This window comes from Mesorhizobium sp. M0590, assembly GCF_040320905.1.
Lineage (GTDB): Bacteria > Pseudomonadota > Alphaproteobacteria > Rhizobiales > Rhizobiaceae > Mesorhizobium.
This window is the reverse complement of record NZ_JAMYQN010000002.1, coordinates 1-24,868: the sequence shown is the minus strand read 5'-3', so window position 1 is coordinate 24,868 and position 24,868 is coordinate 1. Positions and strand designations below refer to the sequence as shown.

20 protein-coding genes are annotated in these 24,868 nt (G+C 64.3%); 8 read left to right on the top strand and 12 right to left on the bottom strand.

What is annotated here, in order from left to right; genetic code table 11:
* Nucleotides 1-14: 14 nt before the first annotated feature.
* Together NKI52_RS03880 and NKI52_RS03875 are read right to left on the bottom strand one after the other, a co-directional pair.
* Nucleotides 15-1,346, bottom strand: a complete 1,332-nt coding sequence (locus NKI52_RS03880; RefSeq protein WP_352697101.1) for an ABC transporter substrate-binding protein — start codon at nt 1,344-1,346, stop codon at nt 15-17.
* Between the two features lie 212 nt (nt 1,347-1,558).
* On the bottom strand, nt 1,559-2,248 hold the full coding sequence (locus tag NKI52_RS03875; protein ID WP_352697099.1) for a PIG-L deacetylase family protein: 690 nt from the start codon (nt 2,246-2,248) through the stop codon (nt 1,559-1,561).
* A 27-nt stretch (nt 2,249-2,275) separates the two neighbouring features.
* Between NKI52_RS03875 and NKI52_RS03870 the strand changes: the two genes are divergently transcribed.
* From NKI52_RS03870 to nhaA, 5 genes are all read left to right on the top strand, one after another.
* Entirely contained in the window at nt 2,276-3,166 is an 891-nt protein-coding gene (locus NKI52_RS03870; protein ID WP_352681360.1) for a DMT family transporter, read from the top strand.
* Between the two features lie 75 nt (nt 3,167-3,241).
* The gene (gene hrpB, locus NKI52_RS03865) at nt 3,242-5,860 is read left to right on the top strand and encodes an ATP-dependent helicase HrpB (protein WP_352697097.1); all 2,619 of its coding nucleotides are present in this window, start codon (nt 3,242-3,244) and stop codon (nt 5,858-5,860) included.
* Nucleotides 5,861-5,949: 89 nt separating this feature from the next.
* Nucleotides 5,950-7,275 carry an ActS/PrrB/RegB family redox-sensitive histidine kinase gene (locus NKI52_RS03860; RefSeq protein WP_352448476.1) on the top strand — a complete coding sequence of 442 codons (1,326 nt, stop codon included), beginning with the start codon at nt 5,950-5,952 and terminating at the stop codon, nt 7,273-7,275.
* 63 nt (nt 7,276-7,338) lie between these two features.
* The gene (locus tag NKI52_RS03855; protein ID WP_023676342.1) at nt 7,339-7,902 is read left to right on the top strand and encodes an ActR/PrrA/RegA family redox response regulator transcription factor; all 564 of its coding nucleotides are present in this window, start codon (nt 7,339-7,341) and stop codon (nt 7,900-7,902) included.
* Between the two features lie 91 nt (nt 7,903-7,993).
* The gene (gene nhaA / locus NKI52_RS03850; RefSeq protein ID WP_352568332.1) at nt 7,994-9,187 is read left to right on the top strand and encodes a Na+/H+ antiporter NhaA; all 1,194 of its coding nucleotides are present in this window, start codon (nt 7,994-7,996) and stop codon (nt 9,185-9,187) included.
* Between the two features lie 17 nt (nt 9,188-9,204).
* On the opposite strand, the gene NKI52_RS03845 is transcribed toward nhaA, so the two are convergent.
* The 7 genes from NKI52_RS03845 to NKI52_RS03815 all read right to left on the bottom strand — a co-directional run bounded on the left by NKI52_RS03845 (nt 9,205) and on the right by NKI52_RS03815 (nt 16,852).
* Nucleotides 9,205-10,632, bottom strand: a complete 1,428-nt coding sequence (locus tag NKI52_RS03845) for a gamma-aminobutyraldehyde dehydrogenase (protein ID WP_352568331.1) — start codon at nt 10,630-10,632, stop codon at nt 9,205-9,207.
* 25 nt (nt 10,633-10,657) lie between these two features.
* The gene (locus NKI52_RS03840; RefSeq protein WP_023676345.1) at nt 10,658-11,473 is read right to left on the bottom strand and encodes an ABC transporter permease; all 816 of its coding nucleotides are present in this window, start codon (nt 11,471-11,473) and stop codon (nt 10,658-10,660) included.
* Complete coding sequence (locus NKI52_RS03835; RefSeq protein WP_023676346.1) at nt 11,463-12,413, bottom strand: ABC transporter permease; 951 nt, start codon at nt 12,411-12,413, stop codon at nt 11,463-11,465. Before NKI52_RS03835 ends, NKI52_RS03840 begins: the two co-directional genes overlap by 11 nt.
* A 14-nt stretch (nt 12,414-12,427) precedes the next feature.
* Nucleotides 12,428-13,423: an ABC transporter ATP-binding protein gene (locus tag NKI52_RS03830; RefSeq protein WP_352568330.1), complete on the bottom strand. Its 996-nt coding sequence runs from the start codon at nt 13,421-13,423 to the stop codon at nt 12,428-12,430.
* Between the two features lie 188 nt (nt 13,424-13,611).
* Nucleotides 13,612-14,766, bottom strand: coding sequence for an ABC transporter substrate-binding protein (locus NKI52_RS03825; protein WP_023676348.1), 1,155 nt, complete (start codon nt 14,764-14,766; stop codon nt 13,612-13,614).
* Between the two features lie 304 nt (nt 14,767-15,070).
* On the bottom strand, nt 15,071-15,997 hold the full coding sequence (locus NKI52_RS03820; protein WP_023676350.1) for a LysR family transcriptional regulator: 927 nt from the start codon (nt 15,995-15,997) through the stop codon (nt 15,071-15,073).
* 78 nt (nt 15,998-16,075) lie between these two features.
* Nucleotides 16,076-16,852, bottom strand: coding sequence for a DeoR/GlpR family DNA-binding transcription regulator (locus NKI52_RS03815; RefSeq protein WP_352568329.1), 777 nt, complete (start codon nt 16,850-16,852; stop codon nt 16,076-16,078).
* A gap of 435 nt (nt 16,853-17,287) precedes the next feature.
* Here NKI52_RS03815 and NKI52_RS03810 point away from each other — a divergent pair, with 435 nt between their 5' ends.
* Both NKI52_RS03810 and NKI52_RS03805 read left to right on the top strand, forming a co-directional pair.
* Nucleotides 17,288-18,172, top strand: coding sequence for a phosphotransferase family protein (locus NKI52_RS03810; RefSeq protein WP_023676353.1), 885 nt, complete (start codon nt 17,288-17,290; stop codon nt 18,170-18,172).
* A complete protein-coding gene (locus NKI52_RS03805; RefSeq protein ID WP_352697095.1) occupies nt 18,169-20,622 on the top strand; it encodes a GcvT family protein in 2,454 nt (817 codons plus the stop codon). The genes NKI52_RS03810 and NKI52_RS03805 overlap by 4 nt, the downstream gene beginning before the upstream one ends.
* 18 nt (nt 20,623-20,640) lie before the next feature.
* Here NKI52_RS03805 and NKI52_RS03800 read toward each other — a convergent pair whose 3' ends face one another.
* Nucleotides 20,641-21,273 carry a class I SAM-dependent DNA methyltransferase gene (locus NKI52_RS03800; RefSeq protein ID WP_352697093.1) on the bottom strand — a complete coding sequence of 211 codons (633 nt, stop codon included), beginning with the start codon at nt 21,271-21,273 and terminating at the stop codon, nt 20,641-20,643.
* A gap of 103 nt (nt 21,274-21,376) precedes the next feature.
* On the opposite strand from NKI52_RS03800, the gene NKI52_RS03795 reads away from it, so the two are divergent.
* Nucleotides 21,377-22,279: a phosphotransferase gene (locus NKI52_RS03795; protein WP_352697091.1), complete on the top strand. Its 903-nt coding sequence runs from the start codon at nt 21,377-21,379 to the stop codon at nt 22,277-22,279.
* Here NKI52_RS03795 and NKI52_RS03790 read toward each other — a convergent pair.
* On the bottom strand, nt 22,276-23,196 hold the full coding sequence (locus tag NKI52_RS03790) for a DMT family transporter (RefSeq protein ID WP_023676358.1): 921 nt from the start codon (nt 23,194-23,196) through the stop codon (nt 22,276-22,278). The two genes, NKI52_RS03795 and NKI52_RS03790, sit on opposite strands and share 4 nt — an antisense overlap.
* A 219-nt stretch (nt 23,197-23,415) precedes the next feature.
* Nucleotides 23,416-24,690, bottom strand: coding sequence for an amidohydrolase family protein (locus NKI52_RS03785; protein WP_352469954.1), 1,275 nt, complete (start codon nt 24,688-24,690; stop codon nt 23,416-23,418).
* Nucleotides 24,691-24,868: the final 178 nt, after the last annotated feature.

The following is a 24,868-nucleotide window of genomic DNA, read 5'->3' as shown; positions in this document are numbered from 1 at the left end:
TCGGGAGGAGCCGGTTACATTTTGCCGTCGTCCTGGAACACCTCGGTCCAGTCCTTGACCAGGCCGTCGAGCGCGTCCTTGGCCGAGCCCTGGCCGGCAACGACATAGTCGTGGAAGCGCTTCTGCGATGCCTGCAACAGCGGGGCATAGCTTGGCTCGGCCCAGAAGTCCTTCACGATGGCCATAGAGTCGAGGAAGGTCTGCGCGTAGGGCTGGCTGGCCGGGAAGCCCGGGTCCTTGACGACTGCATTCAGGCAGGAATAGCCGCCGAGCGACCACCATTTGGACTGCACGTCCTTGTTGGCGAACCATTTGATGTATTTGAGCGCGGCTTCCTGCTTGTCGGAATAGGAGACCACCGAGATGCCTTGGCCGCCGAGCTGGGCGAACTGGTCGCCGTCCGGACCCTTGGGATTGACGAAGTAGCCGATCTTCTCGCCGCCGACATTCTCGTCCTTCTGCAAGCCTGGCCAGGTGAAGGCGAAGTTCATATGCATCGCCACCTGGCCGGATTTGAAGGCATCGACGCCTTCACCCATGTAGCTGTTCGAAGCGCCCGGAGGGGTGCAGCAATCATAGAGCGCCTTGTAGAACTCCAGCCCCTTCACCGATTTCTCGGAGTTGACGAAGCCTTCCATCTCGTAGGGCTTTTTCGGGTTCTCGTACTGGAAGCCGAAGCTGTAGAGCACGTCCATGGCGCCCATGGTGATGCCTTCGGAGCCCCGCTCGGTATAGATCGAGGCGCCATAGACGGTCTTGCCGTCGATCTCGCGCTTCTGGAAGAATTCGGCAATCTGCTTCAGCTGGTCGAAGGTCGTCGGCGGGCCGAGATCCCAACCGTATTTCTCTTTGAATTCCTTCTGTAGCTCAGGCTTGGAGAACCAGTCCTTGCGATAGGTCCAGCCGACGACGTCGCCCATGGCCGGCAGCGCCCAGTAATTCGGCGAGTTCTTCGGCCATTCCGAATAGCCGACGACGGTCGCCGGCACGAAATCGTCCATGCTGATCTTCTCCTTGTCGAAGAAGTCGTTCAGCTTGACGTAATGGCCGTTCTCGGCGGCACCGCCGATCCACTGGCTGTCGCCGATGATGAGGTCGCACAGCTTGCCGTGCGAATTCAGCTCGTTGAGAAAGCGATCGGCATAGTTGGTCCACGGCACAAATTCGAATTTCATGCCGATGCCGGTTTCCTTGGTGAAGTCCTTGGACAATTCCACAAGCGCGTTGGCCGGGTCCCAGGCTGCCCAGCAAAGCGTCAGATCTTCTGCCTGCGCGACATTCGAAACGGCTGTCGACGCAAAGAGTGTCGATGCCAGTCCCAACGCCAATTTCAAGGTCGATTTCATGCCTTCCTCCCATTTGCGAAACGCGTCCGGATGACGGTTTCAAGAGCCCGCTAAACCCCTCCTCTGGGGCCCAAACACAACGACGCGGCGGCGCACCGGATGTTTAGTAATTTGTTTAGTGATGCAATTTTTACTAAACAAGGCAAGCGAATTCGTTGCTGCATCGCAGCATGCTGGATAGGAAAGCAACGTGAGAAGTTGCGGCGTCCTGGCTAGGTCACCGTCTTGTTGCTGATGGCCACCGGACGGATCACTGGGGCCGGCGGCAGCAGCGCGCGGATATCGGCGAAGGGGAAGACCGGCTCGAAGCGGAAGGCCTCGGCGAACGATCCGGCTGGGCCGTTGCACTGGCCGGCGCGAAAGGCGTTCTGCGTGCGCGCCGCGTCGACGAAACGCTCGGGATCCTGCGACTGGTGCGCCCGGATCGCCTCCGCCTTGAGATCGAAATGCCTGGAGGTATCGACGTAGTGCGTTGGCGAAAACCCGGTGCCGCCGAACGTGTCGGCATGTAGCACCGGCACCGAGAATGACGCTGCGATGCGCACGCCATCCGACAGCGCGCGGTGGTCGCCATGATAGTCGTTCGGCGCATGCGTTATCACCAGATCCGGCCCTATCTCGCCGATCAGTGCTTTGAGCGCCCCGATCAGCGCGGCATCCGCGACCAGCCCGCCATCGGGAAAGTCGAGGAAGCGCGGCGTCACGCCAAGCAGGCCGGCCGCCGCCGTCGCCTCCTTGCGGCGCGTGCGGGCCAGCGCTGACGGATCGCCGTAGCCGCCCCTGGTGCCATCCGTGGCTATGGCAAAAAAGAGTTCTGCGCCTTGCGCGGCATAGGCCGCCATCGTACCGAACATGAAGATCTCGATGTCGTCCGAATGCGCGCCAAGCGCCAATATCTTCACTCTCATCTCTCCCGGAAATGGAAAAACGTGCCCAACGGAATTCTGCTCGCGCTCATCGCCTATGCAAGCTATTCGTGCAGCGACGCGGTTGTCAAAAGCCTGGGCGGGCAGTTCAACGTCTTCGAGATCGGCTTCTTCTCGACATTGTTTGCCGGCTGCTTTCTGCTCTTTGCCAGGCCGGCAGGCGAGCGCTGGCTCGATTTCTGGCGCACCAACCGGCCCTGGGCGGTACAGGCCCGGGCCTGGGCCGGCATCGCCTCGGGCGTGCTGAGCGTCTATGCCTTCACCACCATCCCGCTGGCGGAAGTCTATGCGCTCATCTTTCTGGCGCCGCTGTTCGTCACTATCCTGGCCACGCTGGTCCTCAAGGAAAAGGTCGGCCCATGGCGATGGCTGGCGGTCGTCGCCGGCTTTGCCGGGGTCATGCTGGTCGTCAGGCCTGGTTTTCGCGAGTTGCAGCTTGGCCATCTGGCGGCGTTCATCATCGCCTTCCTGGCCGCCACCAATGTCATCCTGATGCGTTCGCTCGCCGCGCAGGAAAAGCGCACAACGATGCTCGGCGTGCTGATCGGCTACGGCCTGCTCTTCAACGGCGTCGGTGCGGCGGCTACCTCGTTCTCGCTGCCGGATGGCAGGCAATGGGCCTGGCTGGTGCTGGCCGGCGCCTTTACCGCCGGCGGCCAGCTGCTGCATCTGCTGGCGGTCAAATACGCGCCGGCCAACCGCATCGCGCCGACGCATTACTCGCAGATCGTCTGGGCGGTGGTTCTAGGTGCGCTGTTCTTCAGGGAATATCCGGATTTTCTGTCGCTGGTCGGCTTGGCCGTGGTCGGCGGTTCCGGCCTGCTGACGATGGTGCGCGAGGAGGTGCGGCTCGGCACGGTGCGCTGGAACCCGTTTTCGCGGACCAGGCTTTGAGTCGGCGCCGAGGTTGCGCCGCGACCGCCACCGCTGATATGCGGTCGTTGCCAACTGGCTGCACAGCATAGCACAATGACGACAAAACCCTTGCCGGACCTGCCGGTCTCCGTTGTCTTGCCGGCGCTCAATGAAACGCTGAGCCATGGTAACAGCGCCGTGCTGGTGGCGCCGCCCGGTGCCGGCAAGACGACGCTGGTTCCACTGGCGCTGCTCGACGCTGAATGGCTCGGCGCCGGAAAGATCATCCTGCTCGAGCCGCGCCGCCTCGCCGCCCGCGCTGCCGCCCGCCGCATGGCCGAATTGCTCGGCCAAGAGCCCGGCGAAACCGTCGGCTATGCCATGCGCATGGAAAACCGCAGTTCCGCAAAGACCAGGATTCTCGTCGTCACCGAAGGCGTGCTGTCCCGCATGATCCTCGACGACCCGGAACTGCCTGGTGTCGCGGCGGTGCTATTCGACGAGTTCCACGAACGCTCGCTCGACGGCGATTTCGGGTTGGCGCTGGCGCTCGACGTGCAGGGTGCGCTGAGGCCCGAACTCAGATTGCTGGTGATGTCGGCAACGCTCGACGGCGCGCGTGTCGCAAAATTGCTGTCCGGCGCGCCGGTGATCGAGAGCGCAGGCCGCGCCTTCCCGGTCGACATCCGCTATGACGAGCGGCCGGCCGGCGTCACCATCGAGGACGCCATGGCCAAGGCGATCCGCTCGGCGCTTGCCGGGGAGGAGGGCAGCGTGCTCGCTTTCCTGCCCGGCCAGCGCGAGATCGAGCGCACCGCCGAGCGGCTGGCGGGCAAGGTCGGCGCCGATACCGACATCGTGCCGCTCTATGGTATGCTCGACAACAAGGCGCAGGACGCGGCGATCAAGCCGGCGCCGTTCGGCCGCCGCAAGGTCGTGCTGGCGACGTCGATCGCCGAAACCTCCATCACCATCGACGGCGTGCGCGTCGTCATCGATTCCGGCCTGTCGCGGCTGCCGCGCTATGAGCCAGCGAGCGGCCTGACGCGGCTGGAGACGGTACGTGCTTCCCGCGCTTCCGCCGACCAGCGCGCCGGCCGTGCCGGGCGCACGCAGCCGGGCGTCGCCATCCGGTTGTGGCGGGCCGAGCAGACGGCGGCCCTGCCGGCCTTCACGCCGCCGGAAATCCTCGAGGCCGATCTTTCCGGCCTGTTGCTCGATAGCGCGGCGTTCGGCGTCGCCGATCCGACCAGCCTGTCCTTCCTCGACCCCCCGCCGGCTTCGGCGCTCACCGAGGCGAGGGTACTGCTACGTGCGCTCGATGCTGTCGATGCGGCAGGACGCCTGACGGATGCCGGTGCCGCGATGCGCAGGCTGGCGCTACCGGTGCGGCTCGCCCACATGGTCGCCGAGGCGGCAAGGACCGGAGAGGCGCTCGAGGCGGCGATGCTCGCCGTATTATTGACCGAGCGTGGCCTTGGCGGCGATGGTGCCGATCTCGAACGGCGGCTGCTGCGCTTTCGCGCCGAAAGATCGCCGCGCGCCACCGCCGCCCGGCAGCTGGCTGAGAGGCTGGCAAAGCAGGCTTCACCCTCCCCCTTGAGGGGAGGGTCGGCGAGCGAGCCGAGCGCAGCGAGACGAGGGAGACGGGGCGGGGTCGTCGATGGCGTGCCCGAACCGACCCCACCCCGATCCGCCACGCGGATCGACGCGCCGGAGCGAGCCACGGGTCTCGCCCGTCCTTCCGACCCCCTCAAGGGGGAGGGCAGCACAGCCGGCGCTCTCCTCATCCATGCCTGGCCGGATCGGGTCGCCAAAGCGCGCGGCGAGCGTGGCCGCTTCGTGCTTGCCAACGGCTCGGGCGCCATGCTCGACCCCTCCGATCCGCTGGCCGGCGAGACCTGGCTCGTCGTCGCCGATCTGCAGGGCAAGGCGCAGAACGCCCGCATCACCACAGCGGCAGCCATCGATGAGGCCGACATCCGCACTGCCCTGGCGGAAAAGATCGAGACCCGCCGCGAGGTGAGCTTCGACCGCGACAGGCGCGCGGTGCGGGTGCGCGAAACGGTTCGCCTCGGCGCCATCACGCTGTCCGAACGCATGCTGCCGGCGCCGACCGGTGCCGACGCGGATCGCGCCATCCTCGACGCCTTGCGCGAACACGGCCTGTCCCTGTTGCCGTGGAACAGGGAGGCGGAGACGTTGCGGCAGCGGCTCGGCTGGCTGCATCGCGGCCTCGGCGCGCCATGGCCCGATGTCTCCGATGCCGCGCTCGTCGAGCGCCTCGACGACTGGCTGCTGCCATTCCTTTCCGGCGCGGCATCCTTTGCGGCAATCCATCCCAGCGTGCTCTCGCAAGGCCTGATGACGCTGGTGCCGCACGAATTGCAGCGCAAGATCGACACATTGGCGCCGACCCATTTCGACGCGCCGTCGGGCAGCCGGCTGCCGATCCGCTATGACGGCGAATGGCCGGTGCTGGCGATCCGCGTGCAGGAACTGTTCGGCTTCGACCGGCATCCGGCGATCGCCAACGGCACTGTGCCGCTGACGCTCGAATTGCTGTCGCCGGCTCACCGGCCGATCCAGACGACGCGCGACCTGCCCGGCTTCTGGCGCGGCTCCTGGGCCGATGTGCGGGCAGAGATGCGCGGCCGCTATCCCAGGCATGTCTGGCCGGAGAACCCGCTTCTCGCCGCCGCCACCAGCCGCGCCAAGCCGCGCGGTACCTGATGCTTCCAGACTGTCATCCCGAACCGAGGGCCGGCTTCGGCGGTTTTCGGAAAAGACCTCCGGCTGTTTCCCCTCTATAATCACTGGCCATGATAAACATCCTGCACGCACCCGACTTCCAGCAAAGCCAGCGGCTGCGCCTCAACACGCTGATCAGGTTGCGCTGGCTTGCCATCGTCGGCCAGAGCCTGACCGTGCTTGTCGTCGCTTACGGGCTGAAATTTCCGCTGCCGGTCAGCATGTGTTTTGCGCTGATCGCCTGTTCGGCCTGGATGAACCTTTTGCTGACCTTCCGCTATCCGGCGGCGCATCGGCTTACCCCGTTCTCGGCCTTCGCCATCCTGACCTTCGACAGCCTGCAGCTTGCCGGCCTGCTCTACATGACCGGCGGACTCACCAATCCGTTTTCGCTGCTGATGACCGTGCCCGTCGTCGTCTCGGCGACGTCGCTGCCGCTGCGGCTGACCGCCATGCTCGGCGCGCTGGTGATCGTGGCGGCGACGCTGCTGGTCTTTTACCACCTGCCGCTGCCATGGCATGAGGGCGCGCCATTGGCGATGCCGTTCATCTATGTCGCAGGCATGTGGATGGCGGTGTTCTGCTCCATCGCCTTTACCGCGATCTATGCCTTCCGGGTGGCCGAGGAGGCGCGGCTGCTTGCCAACGCGCTTGCCGCCACGGAATTGGTGTTGCAGCGAGAGCAGCATCTCTCTGCCCTCGACGGCCTCGCCGCGGCCGCCGCGCACGAGCTCGGCACACCGCTCGCCACCATCACACTGGTCGCCAAGGAAATGGAGAAGGCGCTTGGCGAAGATCCGAAATACGGCGAGGACGTGAAGCTGCTGCGTTCGCAGAGCGAGCGCTGCCGCGAAATCCTGAAGCGCCTGACCAGCCTGTCCTCCGAGAGCGAGGTGCACCTCTCGCGCCTGCCGCTGACCTCGCTGGTCGAGGAGGTGACGGCGCCGCACCGCGATTTCGGCATTTCGATCAAGCTTCGGCCGGGCGAGCGCATCGGCCCGGAACCGGTGGGCCGGCGCAATCCCGGCGTCATTTACGGCCTCGGCAATCTGGTCGAGAACGCGGTCGACTTCGCCCGCAACAGCGTGACAGTGCGCTGGAACTGGAATGAAGCCGCCGTCAGCTTCTCGATCATCGACGACGGGCCGGGCTTTCCACCGGAGATCATCGACCGTATCGGCGAACCCTATATGTCGACACGACAAGGCACCGAAGCCGGCGGCGGCCTCGGCCTCGGCCTATTCATCGCCAAGACCTTGCTCGAACGCTCCGGCGCGACGCTCGATTTCCGCAATTCAAGCGAGCCCGGCGAGGGCGCTATCGTGCAGATATCGTGGCCGCGCAGCGTCTTCCTCAATCCCGAGCAGGCTTCGGCCACCATGTTCGACACGGCCTAAATTGGACAATAGCGTTGCGAAACTATATTTGCGTAAAAATCAGGCAGCAGGATTTTCAGCACGATGAGTACTGACGAAACGATTGGCGCAATGGTCGAAGGCGAGGATACCTCGCTGCTGATCGTAGACGACGACAAGCCGTTCCTGACGCGGCTTGCCCGCGCCATGGAAACCAGGGGTTTCGTGGTCGAGACGGCGGAGAGCGTCGAGGAGGCGGTTGCCAAAGCGCGCGCCAATCCGCCGGCCTATGCGGTGGTCGACATGCGGCTGGCCGACGGCAACGGCCTCGACGTCGTCGCCGCGATTCGCGAGAAGCGCGACGATGCCCGCGCCATCATCCTCACCGGCTACGGCAACATCGCCACTGCGGTGACGGCGGTAAAGCTCGGCGCCATCGACTATCTGTCGAAGCCGGCCGATGCCGACGATATTTTTGCCGCCCTGACCCGCACCGCGGGCGAACGCGCAGCGCCGCCAGAAAATCCGATGTCGGCCGATCGCGTGCGCTGGGAACACATCCAGCGCGTCTACGAAATGTGCGACCGCAACGTCTCGGAAACCGCACGCCGCCTGAACATGCATCGCCGCACGCTGCAACGCATCCTCGCCAAGCGCGCGCCGCGCTAAAGGGCTCTCATTACAGGCTTGCCCGGCCAGCGCTGTTTGCGCATCATCGCTTGGCGGTGTCGGACCTTGCTACTGATACGACGGAGGCGACATGCAGGACGAAAAGCGGCTGGTCTCCATGCTGCGCGAATTCCTCGACAGCGAGGCGGCCGGCGGCCTCGTCCTGATGGCTGCGGCGGCCTTGGCCCTGATCGTCGCCAATTCGCCGCTGGGCGAGGCTTATTTCTCCGCCCTCCATGCCTATCTCGGACCGCTCAGCGTCTCGCACTGGATCAATGACGGCCTGATGGCGGTGTTCTTCCTGCTGGTCGGCCTCGAGATCAAGCGCGAAATGCTTGACGGCCAGCTGTCGACCTGGCCGCGCCGCGTGCTGCCCGGCATCGCCGCCGCCGGCGGCATGGCAGCGCCGGCACTGGTCTACGTCGCCATCAACCACAACAATCCAGCCGCTCTGTCTGGCTGGGCGATCCCAACCGCCACCGATATCGCCTTTGCGCTCGGCGTGCTGTCGCTGCTCGGCAGGCGCGTCCCGGGCTCGCTGAAGATATTCCTCACCGCGCTCGCCATCATCGACGATCTCGGCGCGGTGCTCATCATCGCGGTGTTCTATACCAGCGGCCTCTCGCTCGCCTATCTCGGCGCCGCCTTCGCCGTGATCGCGCTGCTGGTGGTGCTCAACCGCATGCGGGTGCTGACGCTGCTGCCGTACATCTTGCTCGGCATCGTTCTGTGGGTTTTGGTGCTCAAATCGGGCGTCCATGCGACGCTCGCCGGCGTCGCGCTGGCCCTCACCATACCGCTGAAGATATCGCCGGGCAGCGGCCATGATCTCGACCATTCGCCGCTGCACCGGCTCGAACACGGCCTGCACAAAGTCGTCGCCTTTTTCGTCATCCCGATTTTCGGCTTTGCCAACGCCGGCGTCTCGCTCGCCGGTCTCAGCGCTGCCGCCCTGGCCGAGCCGCTGACGCTCGGCGTCGCCGCCGGCCTCGTCTTGGGCAAGCTGGTCGGCGTGTTCGGGTCTTCCGCGCTTGCCATCCGGCTTGGCTTCGCCGATCTGCCGGCCAATGCCGGCTGGCTGCACATGGTCGGCATTTCGCTGCTCTGTGGCATCGGTTTTACCATGAGCCTGTTCATCGGCCTGCTCGCCTTCGCCAGCGACGCCGCCCTGCAGGACGCGGTCAAGGTCGGCATCCTCGCTGGCTCCTTTATCGCCGCGCTCCTAGGCGCCGCTGTGCTGCTGGTGGCGCCGGCCGGAGGCGAGGCGGAGGAGGCGGAAGAATAGGCGTCTCCTCGCGGGCGCTACCCGTGAGCGACCATGACGTGGCGGACGGCCGTATAGTCCTCCAGCGCGTAGAGCGACATGTCCTTGCCGTAGCCGGATTGTTTCAACCCGCCATGCGGCATCTCGTTGGTCAGCATGAAATGGGTATTGATCCAGGTGCAGCCATATTGCAGCCGGGCCGCCGTCGCCATGGCGCGCGAAACATCCTTGGTCCACACCGACGACGCCAGGCCATAGTCAGAGTCATTGGCCCAGTCCACCGCTTCGTCGACTTCGGAAAAGCGGGTGACCGAGACCACCGGACCGAACACTTCGCGGCGCACGATCTCGTCCTCCTGCAGCGCGCCGGCGACGACGGTCGGCTGGTAGAAGAAGCCGGAGCCCTCGCCCGGCTTGCCGCCCGTGGTGATCTCGATGTGCTTGAGCTCAGAGGCGCGCTCGACGAAGCTCGAGACGCGGTCGCGCTGGCGACGCGAGATCAGCGGGCCGATCTCGTTTTCGGTATCGTCAGGACGATCATACTTGATGGTCGAGACGGCAGCGGAGAGGTCGGCGACGAGCTTGTCGTAGATCTTCTTGCCAGCGTAGATGCGGCAGGCGGCGGTGCAGTCCTGGCCGGCATTGTAATAGCCGAAGGCGCGCAGGCCGTTGACCACCGCGCCGAGATCGGCGTCGTCGAAGACGATGACCGGCGCCTTGCCGCCGAGCTCGAGATGCGTGCGCTTGACCGATTTGGCGGCAGCCTGCAGCACCTTCTTGCCGGTGGCGACGTCGCCGGTGATCGAGATCATGTTGACCTTCGGGTGGTTGATCAGCGTGTTGCCGACGCTGTCGCCGCGACCGAGCACGACGTTGACGACGCCTTCCGGCAGGATCTCGGCAAGGATTTTCGCCAGCTTCAGCGCGGTCAGCGGCGTCTGTTCCGACGGCTTGAAGACGACGGTGTTGCCGCCGGCAATCGCCGGCGCCAGCTTCCAGGCCATCATCATCAGCGGATAGTTCCACGGCGCGATCGACGCGACAACGCCGATGGCGTCGCGGCGGACCATCGAGGTGTGGCCGGGAATGTATTCGCCTGCGACCTGGCCGGGCATCGAGCGGACCGCGCCGGCAAAGAAGCGGTAGCAGTCGACGATCGCCGGGATCTCGTCATTGAGCACGGCATTGATCGGCTTGCCACAGTTCAGCGCCTCGAGCGCCGCGAAATCCTGTGCAGCAGCCTCGATGCGATCGGCGATCTTCAGGAGATAGCCGGCGCGCTGCGCCGGTGTTGTGCGGGACCAGGTGACGAAGGCTTTTTCGGCAGCAAGCACGGCCGCCTCGATCTGCGCTGGGCTGGCCTCAGGCAGATTGAGGATGGTCGCCCCGGTCTTCGGGTTGAGGATCGGCTCCTCGGTCTCGGTGCCTTTTTCGAATTTCGAGCCGATCAGCATCTGCGTGTCCATGGAAGTCTCTCCCTTATGAACGAGATCATTTGCCCGAACCGGCGATCTGGTCGCCGTCGCGGGTCAGGTAATAGGCAGCGAGGATGGGGAGCAGCGTCACCAGCACTACCACCATCGCCACGACATTGGTGACCGGACGCTGGCGCGGACGGATCAATTCTTCGAGCATCCAGATCGGCACCGTCTGCTGCTGGCCGGCGGTGAAGGTGGTGACGATGACCTCGTCGAATGACAGCGCAAAGGCAAGCATGCCGCCGGCCAGCAGCGCGGTTGCGATGTTGGGCAGCACGACATGCCGAAAGGTCTGGAAACCATCGGCGCCGAGATCCATCGACGCCTCGATCATCGAGCCGGACGTGCGGCGGAAACGGGCGACCGCATTGTTGTAGACGACGACCACGCAGAAAGTGGCGTGGCCGAGCACGATCGTCCAGAACGAGAACGGGATTTCGGCCAGCGCGAAGGCCGAGCGCAGCGCGATGCCGGTGATGATGCCGGGCAGCGCGATCGGCAGGATGACCAGCAGCGAGATGGTTTCGCGGCCGAAGAATTTTGTGCGGGACACGGCGGCTGCGCATAGCGTGCCGAGGATCAGAGCGATGGCAGTCGAGATCGCCGCGACCCGCACAGACAATGACAGCGCCTGCCAGACGTCGGGGCGGTTCCAGGTGACGGCGAACCATTGCGTGGTCAAGCCCGGCGGCGGCCAGACGAAGCTCTTCTCCTCGGTGGTGAAGGCATAGACGAAGATCAGCAGGATCGGCAGGTGCAGAAAGAGCAGGCCGCCGGTGGCAGCGAGCTTCAGGCCGATCGGCGCGGATGGGCCACGGTCAGAGCGCATCGAAAGCCCCCATGCGCTTGGCGCCCCAGAGATAGAAGCCCATGATAACGATGGGCACCACGGTAAAGGCGGCGGCGAGCGGGATGTTGCCGGCGGTGCCTTGCTGCGAATAGACGGCCTGGCCGATGAACAGCCGCGAGGTGCCGATGATCTGAGGAATGATGTAGTCGCCGAGCGTCAGCGAGAAGGTGAAGATCGAGCCGGCAACGATGCCGGGCAGCGCCAGTGGGAACAGCACGTTGCCGAAGGTCTGGCCGGGCGAGGCGCCGAGATCGGACGAAGCCTCGACCAAATTGCCCGGCACGCGCTCGAGTGCGGCCTGCACCGGCAGGATCATGAATGGCAGCCAGACATAGACGAAGACGATGAAGGTGCCGGTTGAGGAGACCGACAATGAGTTGCCGCCGACGATCGGCAGCGATAGCCAGGCATCAAGCAGCCAGAGAAGATGCAATTTGGCCAGCAGCCATGTCAGGATGCCTTCCTTGGCCAGGATCAGCTTCCAGGCATAGATCTTGACCAGGTAGCTCGACCACAGCGGCAGCATGACGCCGAGATAAAACAGCGCCTTCCAACGGCCGCGCGCATAGCGCGCCGCGTAATAGGCGATGGGAAAGGCGATGATCGCCGCAGCCAGCGTCACCAGCGCCGCCATCGTCACCGTGCGCAGGATGATGTCGAGATTGGCGGCCTGCAGCAGGTCGCCATAAGTCTTCAGCGTGAACTCGCGGTTAATGAGGCCGGAGAACTCATCGATCGAAAAGAAGCTCTGCAAAAGCAGCGCAAACAGCGAGCCGATATAGACGATGCCGAGCCAAAGAACCGGGGGTAGCAGCATCAGGAGCAGCAAGAATTGCGGCCGGCGCCAGAAGAGATCGGAGAGCCCGCCGCGTACGCCGCCACTACCCGGCAGGATGGCGGGGGCCGTGGCCCGCGGCATGGCAGCGTCCAGGCTCATCCTAGCTCGTCCATCAGATGCAAATGCTCGCGGTTGAAGGTGAGCACCACCGCCTCGCCTTCCCGGGGCAAGGCAGCACCCGCCGGCACGATGGCATGCAGCCGCAAGCCCTCTGCATCGAGCGCCAGTCTTGTCGTGGCGCCGAGATAGTTGGTCGAGACCAGGCGGGCGGCAACCCCTTCGCCGTTGGCCCGGCCAATACGGATGGATTCGGGCCGCAGGCTGCCCCAGCGATGCTGGCCGGCATAGCGCTGGACGAAATCCGGCGGCAGCACGTTGGACGAGCCGACGAAATCGGCGACGAAGCGGGTCTTGGGACGCTGGTAGATGTCTTCCGGCGTGCCGATCTGCATAATCTTGCCGTCATTGAAGACGGCGACGCGGTCGGCCATCGACAGCGCTTCGCCCTGGTCGTGGGTGACGAACACGAAGGTGATGCCGAGCGCCTTCTGCAGCGATTTCAACTCCTCCTGCATGTTTTCGCGAAGCTTGAGGTCGAGGGCGCCGAGCGGCTCGTCGAGCAACAGCACCTTGGGCTGGTTGACCAGCGCACGGGCGAGCGCGACGCGCTGGCGCTGGCCGCCGGAAAGCTGGCCAGGGCGACGGGCGCCGTAGCCGGGAAGCCGCACCAGCGCCAGCGCTTCTTCCGCCGCCTTTTGCCGCTCCGGTCTGCCGACGCCCTTGACCATCAGCCCATAGGCGACGTTGTCGAGCACGTTGAGATGCGGGAACAGCGCATAATCCTGGAACACGGTGTTGACGTTGCGGCGGTAGGGCGGCACGCCCTCGGCGCGTTCGCCGAAGATCGCGATCGAGCCCGCCGTCGGCTGCTCGAAACCGGCGATGAGGCGCAGGCACGTCGTCTTGCCCGAGCCGGAAGGCCCGAGCATAGCGAAGAACTCGCCCGGCACGATGTCGAGATCGACCGCGTCGACGGCACGCACGCTGCCGAAATGGCGAGAGACGTTTTGGAAGGAAACGGCGGAGGTCATGGGGCTGTCCTGATCTGTCAGGCTCATCAAATTTCAGGCGGTAGCGCTGCCTCTCATCCGCCTGCCGGCACCTTCTCCTCGTATAGTGGACGGGGAGAAGGGAGGCGCTCCAACGCTGGCGACCCCCGTTCTTCACGGGGAGAGGGTAAGGGTGAGGGGCAGCGCCGAGCTTCGTAGGTGAGGCGAACTCACCGCCCGCCGATGACGCCGATATAGTCCGACACCCAGCGGTAATAGGGCACGCACTGGTCGTTCTGGGTGGCGCATTTCGAGACCGGCGTCTTCCAGAACTTGATCTTGTCGAAATTGTCGTACCCGTTGGTCTTGCAGCCTTCTTCGCCGAGCAGTTCGTTGCCCTTGCAGGCGGCGGGCACCACCGGCAGCGAGCCGAACCAGGCGGAGACGTCGCCCTGCACTTTTGGCGACAGCGAATGCTCCATCCACATGTAGGCGCAGTTCGGGTGGGCAGCATCGGCCTCCATCATCGTGGTATCGGCCCAGCCGGTGACGCCCTCCTCGGGGATAGTCGAGGCGACCGGCTTCTTGGCCGCGATCAGCGTGTTGACCTGGTAGGGCCAAGAACCGGAGGCGACGACGCCTTCGTTCTGGAAATCGTCGACCTGGATGGCGGCGTCGTGCCAATAGCGTCCGACCAGCGTACGCTGGACCCGCAACAGGTCGAGCGCCGCCTTGTACTGATCCTCGGTCAGTTCGTACGGATCCTTGATGCCGAGCTCCGGCTTGTGAGCCATCAGGTAATTGGCGGCGTCGGCGATGTGGATCGGCCCGTCATAGGCCTGGACGCGGCCCTTGTTCGACTTGCCGTCGGGAAGCTTCAATTCCTCGAAGACCACGTTCCAGCTCTTCGGCGCCTCCTTGAACACTTCGGTGTTGTACATCAGCACGTTCGGCCCCCACTGATAGGGGACGCCGTAATGGACTCCGCCGACGGTGAACCAGGGCGCATCCTTCAGCCGGTCGTCGACCGTCTTCCAGCTCGGGATGAGGTCGGTGTTGATCGGCTGGACGCGCTTGCCGGCGACCAGACGCAGCGAGGCATCGCCCGAGGCGGTGACCAGGTCGAAACCGCCCTCGTTCATCAGCGAGACCATCTCGTCGGAGGTGTTGGCGGTCTTGACGTTGACCTTGCAGCCGGTTTCCTTCTCGAAGGACGTGACCCAATCATAGCCCTTGTCGGTTTCGCCGCGCTCGATATAGCCCGGCCAGGCGACGATAGTGACCTCGCCTTCGCCTTTGCCGAGCTCCTTGACCTGGGCGATGGCCTGGCCGGAGAAGCTCAGCGCGACCGTCAAGGCAGTGCATGATTTCAGCAATGAATTCATCGTCGATCTCCCATTTTTGCATGACCTCGAAACCGGTTTCGGGTTTCGGAAGAAGATCATGCGCCCGTTCCAAAACGTTGGATGCGCGGCTCTGAAGGGCCGTGCTCCTCGCATCGGCCCGAAAATCGGAATCGATTTTCGGAAAGTCCGATGCGAAAACTAAAAGTCTTAGAGCGTACTATGTGCGTCCAATTGGACGCACGTCGCTCTAACGGCAGCTTTGTTCCCTGACCGAAAAGTGCTGCGAAATTTCCGGTTTCGCAAATTCATTTATCAGAAAGCCGATATCGGTTTTTCCGATATATCAGCGGCCGATCTTCTCAGGCCGTTGGCGCACCATGCGCTGCGACTGGGCAAGTCCGATGAAGTCACGAGCCGCCTGCGGCAGGCCGGAGCCGCGCCGCCAGACCATGCCGACCTGGACGACTGGTAACGACCCCGAAATATCGCGAGATTCGATGCGGTCGCCTTCCAGCGACCATGGCCGGTAGACGAGGTCGGGCAGCAGCGCCACGCCGGCGCCGGTAGCGACGAGGCTGCGCACCGCTTCGACCGAGCGGGTGCGGAAGGCGACATGCGGCTTGGCGCCGATTGCCGTCAGCAGCTTTCCGGTATTCTCCTCGATCTCGTCGACGGTCAGCATGATCAGCGGTTCCGAGGCGATGTCGCCGATGCCGATGATGTCGGCACCGGCCAAGGGATGGCCGAGCGGCAGCCATAGCCGGTAGGCCGAGACTTCGAGGATTTCGGACTGCAGTGCCGTGCGGTCGCGCAGGTTCGAGGTGACCATGACGGCAATGTCGAGCTTGCCGCCAATTAACAGGTGCTCGAGATAGTCGCCATTGTCCTCGATCGCCGAGACCTCGACACCCGGATAGGCGCGGCGGTAGCGGGCAAGAAGATCGGAAAGCACATAGCCGGCGACCAGCGAGGTGACGCCAAGTTGCAGCCGCCCGCTTGCCGCGGCCTGTTCGCCGAAGAAGGCGCGGCGCGCATCGGAAACGTCGGCCAGGATCTTTCTCGCATGGCGCAGGAACTGGTGGCCTTTGTGGGTGATGTTCAAGCCGCGCGGGTGGCGCTCGAACAGCTCGACGCCGAGATCGTGCTCCAGCTCCTTGATCGCCTCGGTGACCGAGGATTGCGAGATCGACAGGTTCTGGGCGGCGCCCGACACTGTGCCCTGCTCGGCGACGGCGATGAAGAACTGCAATTGGCGGATGGTGAAAGCCATGGCCGGACTAAACACGGCAGAGGCGGCGCTGGGAAGTGGGTGCTGGCGCAGATCTCCCGATAGAGCTCACGATAGAGCTCAGCCCTCGCTTCCGCCATCGGCAATGCTGAGCCGTGCGCCGGCCTGGGCAAGGGCGGCGGCGATGTCGTGCGGCGGCGGACGGTCGGTCGCGAGTTCGGAAAAGCCGCCGAAGCCGCAGACCTGAACAAGGCCCTGGCGGCCGAATTTGCTATGGTCGGTGACGACAAGCGAACGCTGGCCGCGCGACAGCACCATGCGGGCGAATTCGGCCTCTTCCAGATCATAGTCCATGACGCCGGTGACGGCATCGACCGCACCGGTCGATATCACTGCATGGCTGACGGAAAAGCGGCTGACGAATTCGATGGCAGAGACGCCAAAGGCAGCACCGGAATCGCTGCGCAGCTCGCCGCCGGCCATGTAGACCTTATTGCCGTTGACGGTGGCCAATGTGCGGGCGATGTCGGAGGAGTTGGTGACGACCGTCAGCCGCCGGTGGCCGAGCAGTTCCCGGGCCAGGAAAGACGTGGTGGTGCCGGTGTCGAGCATGATCGATTCGCCGTCGCGGATGGTGGCGGCGACCATGCGCGCTATTGCCCGCTTGGCATCGGCGTTCTCGCGCATGCGCCGCTCGAACGGCGCTTCGCCGGCAATCGACGGCAGGCCGACGGCGCCGTGCATCTTGAGGATGGAACCGTCGCTGGTCAGTGGCTTGACGTCGCGGCGTACTGTCTCCAGCGAGACGCCCAGCCGGTCGGCCAGGCTCGCAATGGTCACGGTGCCTTCCTCCCTGAGGAGGCGCAGGATTTCGCCATGCCGCTTCGAGTGGACCATCGGTTCCATCCGGTCGGATTGTTGCACCGCTGACCGCTTCTACGGCATAAATGCCACTAACTCCAAGGAATTTAGCAAAATTCGGGCAAAAAACCAGAAAATACCACAATTTCGCGTTGACAACGCCTCCAGCGTGGCGCGACATTATCGCTGTGACAGGCTCGGAACGGAGGACGACGGCTGAGCCGCACGAAAAATCGCTTGCCCGAACGCCCGGGAGATCGTCGGGTGCAAGGGTACCGAAATTCAGGATCCGCGGGGGCGGATGCCGGCGTCGAAGAACCCGGCACAAAGGGGCTCGTCGGTGCGGTGCGGGATACCGATCCCGAGATCTGCACCGACGAGATCTTCGCGTTGCCTCCATTCCTCCGTCCGATTGTCATCGCTGGCCAGCCGTGACATGCGTGGAAGATTGACCCAATGTTGGACGAGATCGTGACTGTCGAAGACCGCATCCGTGCGCTGCCTTGCTGGACGGGCAGCATCGACATCGCGCCGCTGCCGGGCGGGCTGAGCAATGCCAATTATCTGGTCAAGGACGCGGCCGGGCGGCACGTCGTGCGGCTCGGCCAGGACTATCCGTTCCACCATGTCTTTCGCGAGCGCGAGATGATGACGGCGCGGGCAGCGCACGCGGCAGGCTTCGCTCCGGCCGTCCACTACACTGGACCCGGCGTCATGGTGACGGAGTATCTCGGCGCCAAGGCCTATGTCGCGCAGGACGTGCGCGCCGATCTCGGCCGCGTTGCCGCGTTGCTGCGCGGTTTCCACCGGGAGATGCCCGGTCATGTCTCCGGCGCCGGCTTCATGTTCTGGGTATTCCATGTCATTCGCGACTATGCGCGCACGCTGGAGGAAGGCCGCAGCCGCAAGCTGGGCGAACTGCCGCGCCTGCTGACGCTGGCGGACGAGCTCGAGCGCGCGCAAAAGCTGCTGCCGATCGTCTTCGGCCATAATGACCTCTTGCCGGCTAACATAATCGACGACGGTCACAGGCTGTGGCTCATCGATTTCGAATATGCAGGCTTCAACACCGCGATGTTCGACCTTGCCGGCGCGGCGTCGAATGCAGGCATGAGCGACGAGGAGTCCTTCGCCTTCCTCACCGCCTATTTCATGAAGGAGCCGGACCCGGCGATACGGCGCTCGCACGCCGCCATGCAATGCGCGTCGCTGCTGCGTGAGGCGATGTGGGGCATGGTTTCCGAGCTTTACCTCGACGCGCCCGGTGTCGACTACGCCGCCTACGCCGACGAAAACCTGGCGCGGCTCGAAGCCGCCCTGGAAAACTACAGGACAAAATACGGGACGCGGACATGACCTTGCCCGCCCAGGCCGGGATCGTCGTCATCGGCGGTGGCATCATCGGCTGTTCGACGGCCTATCATCTGGCGCGCGACCACAAGGCCGAAATCGTGCTGCTCGAACAGGGCAAACTGACCTCGGGTTCGACCTGGCATGCTGCCGGGCTGGTCGGCCAGCTACGCTCGTCGGCGTCGATCACGCGCGTGCTCAAATATTCGGTCGATCTCTACAAGGGGCTGGAAGCCGAAACCGGCCTCGCCACCGGCTGGAAGATGACTGGCTGCCTGCGCCTCGCCACCAATGCCGACCGCTGGACCGAGTATAAGCGGCTGGCAACGACGGCTAAGAGCTTCGGCATGGACATGCATCTGCTGTCGCCGGCCGAGGTCAAGGAAATGTGGCCGCTGCTGGAAGCCGGCGACCTCGTCGGCGCGTCCTGGCTGCCGACCGACGGTCAGGCAAGCCCTTCCGACATCACCCAGTCGCTGGCCAAGGGTGCGCGCATGCATGGCGCAAAAGTGTTCGAGGAGGTGCGGGTCACCGGCTTTGAAATGACCAACGGCCGGATCGTCAAGGTTAGGACGAACAGGGGCGATATCGCCTGCGACAAGGTGGTGAACTGCGCCGGGCAATGGGCGCGGCAGGTGGGTGCGCTCGCCGGCATAAACGTGCCGCTGCAGCCGGTGAAGCACCAGTACATCATCACCGAGAGGATCGTCGGCTTGGCGACCGACGCGCCGACAATTCGCGACCCCGATCGCCGCACCTATTTCAAGGAGGAGGTCGGCGGGTTGGTGATGGGCGGCTACGAGCCGAACCCGCAGGCGTGGACGACCGGTCTGCCGGGCGGCGATGTGCCGGACGATTGGGAGTTTCGGCTGTTCGACGATGATTACGGTCATTTCGAGCAGCATATGAGCCAGGCGATCGAGCGTGTCCCGGCGCTCGCCAATGCCGGCGTCAAGCAGATGATCAACGGGCCGGAGAGCTTTACGCCGGATGGCAATTTCATCCTCGGTGTGGCGCCGGAATGCGCCAATATGTTCGTCGGCGCCGGCTTCAATGCCTTCGGCATCGCGTCCGGCGGCGGCGCCGGCTGGGTGCTGGCGCAATGGGTCGTCGACGGCGAGGCGCCGCTCGATCTGTGGGTGGTCGACATCCGCCGCTTCTCCGATCTCCACCGCGACCGGCAATGGGTCCGCGACCGCACGCTGGAAGCCTATGGCAAGCACTACACGATCGGCTTCCCGCATGAGGAATATGTCAGCGGCCGGCCGCGCATCGTCTCGCCTTTGTACGAGCGGCTGCAAAAACATCGCGCCGTGTTCGGCTCGAAACTTGGCTGGGAGCGGCCGAACTGGTTCGCGCCGGAAGGCATCGAGCCGAAGGACGTCTATTCGATGGGCCGGCAGAACTGGTTCCCGGCGGTTGGCGACGAGCACCGCCACGTGCGCGAAAAGATCGGTATTTTCGACCAGTCGTCTTTCGCCAAATACGAAATGACCGGAGCCGACGCGCTGAAGGCGCTGGACTGGATCTGCGCCAATGACGTCGCCAAACCGGTCGGCCGGCTGACCTACACGCAGCTCCTCAACACGCGCGGCGGCATCGCGGCCGATTTGACCGTGGCGCGGCTCGGTGAGGAGAAATTCTACATCGTCACCGGCACCGGGTTCCGCACGCATGATTTCTCCTGGATTGCCGATCATATCGGCAGGGAGTTCGACGTGACGCTGACCGACGTCACGGAGGATTTTGGCACGCTGTCGCTGATGGGGCCGCGCGCCCGCGACGTGCTGTCCGATGTGACCGACGCGGATGTGTCGAATACAGCTTTCCCGTTCGGCCATGTTCGCGAGATCGCCATTGCCGGCCACATCGTGCGGGCACTGCGCGTCACCTATGTCGGTGAGCTCGGCTGGGAATTGCATGCGCCGATCGCGGCGACGGGCGAGGTTTTCGATGCGCTGATGGCGGCGGGCGAGACCTACGACATCCGCCCGGTCGGCTACCGGGCGCTGGAATCACTGCGGCTGGAAAAAGGCTACCGCGCCTGGGGCTCCGACATCACGCCCAACGACACGCCGCAGGAGGCCGGCCTCGGCTGGGCGGTGAAGCTCAGAAAAAACACCGATTTCCTCGGCCGGCGGGCCTTGGAGAAGGTCGACGGTTCGCCGCCCAGGAAACGTTTTGCCGGCTTCACGGTCGACGATCCGGACATCGTCCTGCTCGGGCGCGAGACCATCCTGCGCAACGGCGAGGCGGTCGGTTATCTCACCAGCGGCGGCTATGGCTACACCATCGGCAAGAACATCGGCTACGGCTATGTGCGCAATGCCGATGGCGTCAACGATGATTTCCTCACTTCCGGCAACTACGAGCTGGTGGTGGCAATGGAACGGACGCCGGCTAAGATACACCTCGAGCCGCTTTACGATCCGGCAGGAGCAAAGGTGAAGGCGTAGAGCCTTCCGGTTTCAGCCTCAGTTCACGATGAGCACCAGCCCCCGGCTCGGCACGGTATCGGCCTCGCCTGGCATCGAAACATAGGGCAGCGTCTCTTCGGCGCGCGTGACGGTGGCTTGCGCCTCGAGCTCGGCGATCCGCGCGGCAAACCCGGCATCCCACAGCGTGTTCTTCACTGTCAGCACGATCACCCCGCCCGGCCGGCAGATGCGGATCAGCTCGTCCAGACCCTCGGCCCCGACATGGCCGGACGTGAAGACGCCGGCTGAGATGATCCCGGCATAGGCGTCGTCCACGAAGGGCAGCGGTCCGCCAAGCGCCAGGCAGTGCAGCGCTGAATAGACGCCCTTGCGCGCGGCTTGCGCCAGCATGCCTTCCGAGATGTCGAGCGCCTCGACCTGCGGATAACCGGTAATGGCAAGCCATTCGCCGATGAGCCCGGTGCCGGCGCCGGCATCGAGCAGAGGAGCGGCGCCGCGCGCCAGATGGCGGGCCAGTAAGGCAAGGCAGATGGTGGGATGGCGATAGCCAGCCGCCGACATGTCGGCGTCATAGGTGCCTGCCCAACTGTCGTAGAGCGCCGCGACGTCTTCCGGCCGCTTCGCCGCATAGGCTGCGGCGAGTGCGCTCTGCTGATTGCTGTCCGTCATCGCTTTCCGTCGCCTGGTATCGATCCGCAACGCGATCATAGCCAAACGGCGAAAACTGTGGAACCGTCGTCGTCCCAATAACACGGGGAAAGGAGCGAAATCCATGGCGGACGACCGGGCGCGCGCCGCACTTGCGGCCATTCCGATGCTGGCCGGCTATGACGGCCCTCTGGAACGGCTCGGCGGTCTCACCAACCTCGTCTTTAGGGGTAAGGATTTCTGCCTGCGTATCCCCGGCAAGGGCACCGAGGAATACATCAACCGCGCCAACGAGGCAGTGGCGGCGCGGGAAGCGGCGAAGGCCGGCGTCAGTCCCGAAGTGCTGCATGTCGATGCCGAGACCGGCGTGTTGGTGACCCGCTTCGTTGCCGGTGCCGAGACGATGTCACCGGAAAAGTTCAAGACTCGGCCGGGCAGCCCGGCACGCGCCGGCAAGGCCTTTCGCAAACTGCACACATCCGGCGCGGTGTTCCCCTTCCGCTTCGAGCTGTTTGCGATGATCGACGATTATCTGAAAGTGCTGTCAACCAAGGACGTCGCCCTGCCTGCCGGCTACCACGATGTGGTCCGCGAGGCGGAGGCAGTGCGCTCAGCACTTGCGGCTCAACCTCTGCCGATCGTCGCCTGCCACTGCGACCCGCTCTGCGAAAACTTTCTCGATACGGGCGACAGGATGTGGATCGTCGACTGGGAATATTCCGGCATGAACGATCCGCTCTGGGATCTCGGCGACCTCAGCGTCGAAGGGCAATTCGACGCCGCGCAGGACGAGGAGATGACGCTGGCCTATTTCGGCGGCGAGCCGAGACCGGCGGAGCGCGCCCGCGTCGTCATCTACAAGGCGATGTGCGACCTGCTGTGGACGCTGTGGGGACTGATCCAGCTTGCCAACAAAAATCCGGCCGACGACTTTCGCGCCTATGCCGACGGCCGGTTTGCGCGCTGCAAGGCACTGATGGAGATGCCGGAATTTTCGCGGCATCTCGCAGCGGTGCGCCGGGGTTAATTCACACCCTTCGGCACGTTTTCCGGCGGCACGGTGTCGACCACCTTCTGGCGGTGGAAGATGAACAGGCCGGCCAGCACGACGATGGCCGAGCCGACCAGGATGCGCGGCCCAGGCACATCGCCGAAGAAGGCCAGGCCGAAGACCACTGCCCACAACAGCAGGCTGTAATGCAGCGGCGCCAAGGTCGAGGCAGGGGCAAGCTTCAACGCCCGGGTGATCATCAGGTGCGCGCCGCAGGAGACGACGCCGAGAAGCAGCATGGCGCCGAAATCGAGCGATGACGGCGTCTTCCAACTGCCTATGGTCAACGCAGCGCCGACCAGCAGCGTGCCGATGGTTTGCCAGGTAACCAGCGAGGTGTCGCTGGTGCCGCGCAGCCGCCGATTGAGGATGATGGCGAAGGCAAATGAAATGCTGCCGGCGAGCGCGAACATCGACGACAGCGAGAACGCGGCCGACGACGGCTTCAGCATGATCAGCACGCCGCAGAAACCGACCAGGATAGCCGCCCAGCGGCGCCAGCCGACCCTTTCGCCGAGCAGGAAGTGCGACAGCGCCGCGACATAGATCGGCCCGGCCATGTAAAAACTCATCACATCGGCGAGCGGCAGATAGACGACCGCCGCGTAGAACAGCGCCGTGTCGAGCGTCGTCATCACCACGCGCAGCAGCTGCAGCTCCGGCCGCTCCATGCGAAACAGCTTGGCCGCACCCTGATGTGCAATCATCGGCCCGAGTATGAAAAACGCGCCGATCGAGCGGATCAGCACGACCTGGCCGACGGAAAAACTGGCGACCAGCCACTTGCCCATCGCGTCGTTCAGCGCAAACAGGAAGTCGCCGGCGAGCATCAGCAGGATGCCGGCCAGCAGCACGTTCATGATCGTTGAGTACTGGGCTGCGGGCCGCGCCATTCCGTTACCGGTTCCTCGCCGTGGGGTACGGTGACCCGCGTCGTAGTCGCAAGCTGCGGCCATGACGAGGCGAAAATCGAGAATTCGGTAAGACCAGCGCCGGAAATCGGCTGGACTAATGCATGTCGCGCAAAAGTGTGCAGCGGTTTTGCGATAACGACACGCTTAAAAACAAGACCTTAAAGCGCGTCGCGTGGGTCCGTTCAAACGCGACGCGCTTTAAGCGTGGCGCCGGTTCACCGTGCCCGGCCTTCCGGCGATCGAAAGCCGCGTGTCCTGCCGGCTGCGCTCGGCCACCACCTTGCCCCTGGCGATGACGCAGAGACGCTCTGGGCGCAGGCGCAGCGCCTCGACTGGGTTGCCGGCATCGAGAACGACCAGGCTGGCGCGCTTGCCGACCGCCAGGCCAAGGTGGTCGAGGCCCATGATGGCGGCATTGACGTTGGTGACCATGTCGAAGCAGCGCGCCATCTCGGCCGGGCTCGACATCTGCGCGACATGCAGGCCCATGAAGGCGACGTCGAGCATGTCTGCGGTGCCCAGCGAATACCAGGGGTCGAGCACGCAATCCTGGCCCCAGCCGACGCGGATGCCTTGCGCCAGCATCTCCTTGACCCGCGTCAGTCCGCGGCGCTTGGGAAAGGTGTCGTGGCGGCCCTGCAGCATGATGTTGATCAGCGGATTGGGGATCGCCGAAACGCCGGCCTCGGCAATCAGCGGCAATAGCTTCGAAACGTAGTAATTATCCATCGAATGCATCGATGTCAGGTGCGAGCCGGCCACTCTGCCCTGCAACCCGAGCCGCTGCGTCTCATAGGCAAGCTGCTCGATGTGGCGCGACAGCGGATCGTCGGTCTCGTCGCAATGCAAGTCGACCATCAGGCCGCGCTTCGCCGCGATTTCGCAGAGCTCGGTGACGGAGCGCGTGCCGTCGGCCATTGTGCGCTCGAAATGCGGAATGCCGCCGACGACATCGACGCCTATGTCGAGCGCCCGGATGGTGTTGTCGCGCGCCGTCGGCGAGCGGTAAAACCCGTCTTGCGGGAAGGCGACCAGCTGCAGGTCGATATAGGGGCCAACCGTCTTCTTCACGTCGAGCAGCGCCTCGACCGCCAGCAGGCGGTCGTCGCAAACATCGACATGGGTGCGGATGGCGAGCAGGCCCATCGACACCGCCCAGTCGCAATAGGCGAGCGCACGGTCGCGCACCGCTTCGTGGGTCAGAAGCGGCTTCAACTCGCCCCAAAGCGAGATGCCTTCGAGCAGCGTGCCCGAGACATTGATGCGCGGAATGCCGAGCGAAAGCGTGGCGTCCATATGGAAATGCGGATCGACGAAGGGCGGCGAGACCAGATTGCCATGGGCATCGATCGCCGTGCCGGCGCTGACGTTCAGCTCGGGCTCTATCGCTGCGATCGTTTCGCCGACGATGCCGATATCCGCGATCCTGCCGTCGGGCAGCGTCCCGCCGCGCACCACAAGGTCAAAATCCATCTAGCGCCACCTCGTTCAAAAAAGCCGTTTCTTTCCATGCAGCGTGCTGCCGCAAGGCGGAACCTTCAGGCGCGGCCCTTCCCTTCTCCCCTTTGTTTGGACTGGGGACATCGCGAACAGATGTGCGAGGACATCGCGAACAGTTTTGCATGCTATCGCGCCAGGACATTGAGGTCGA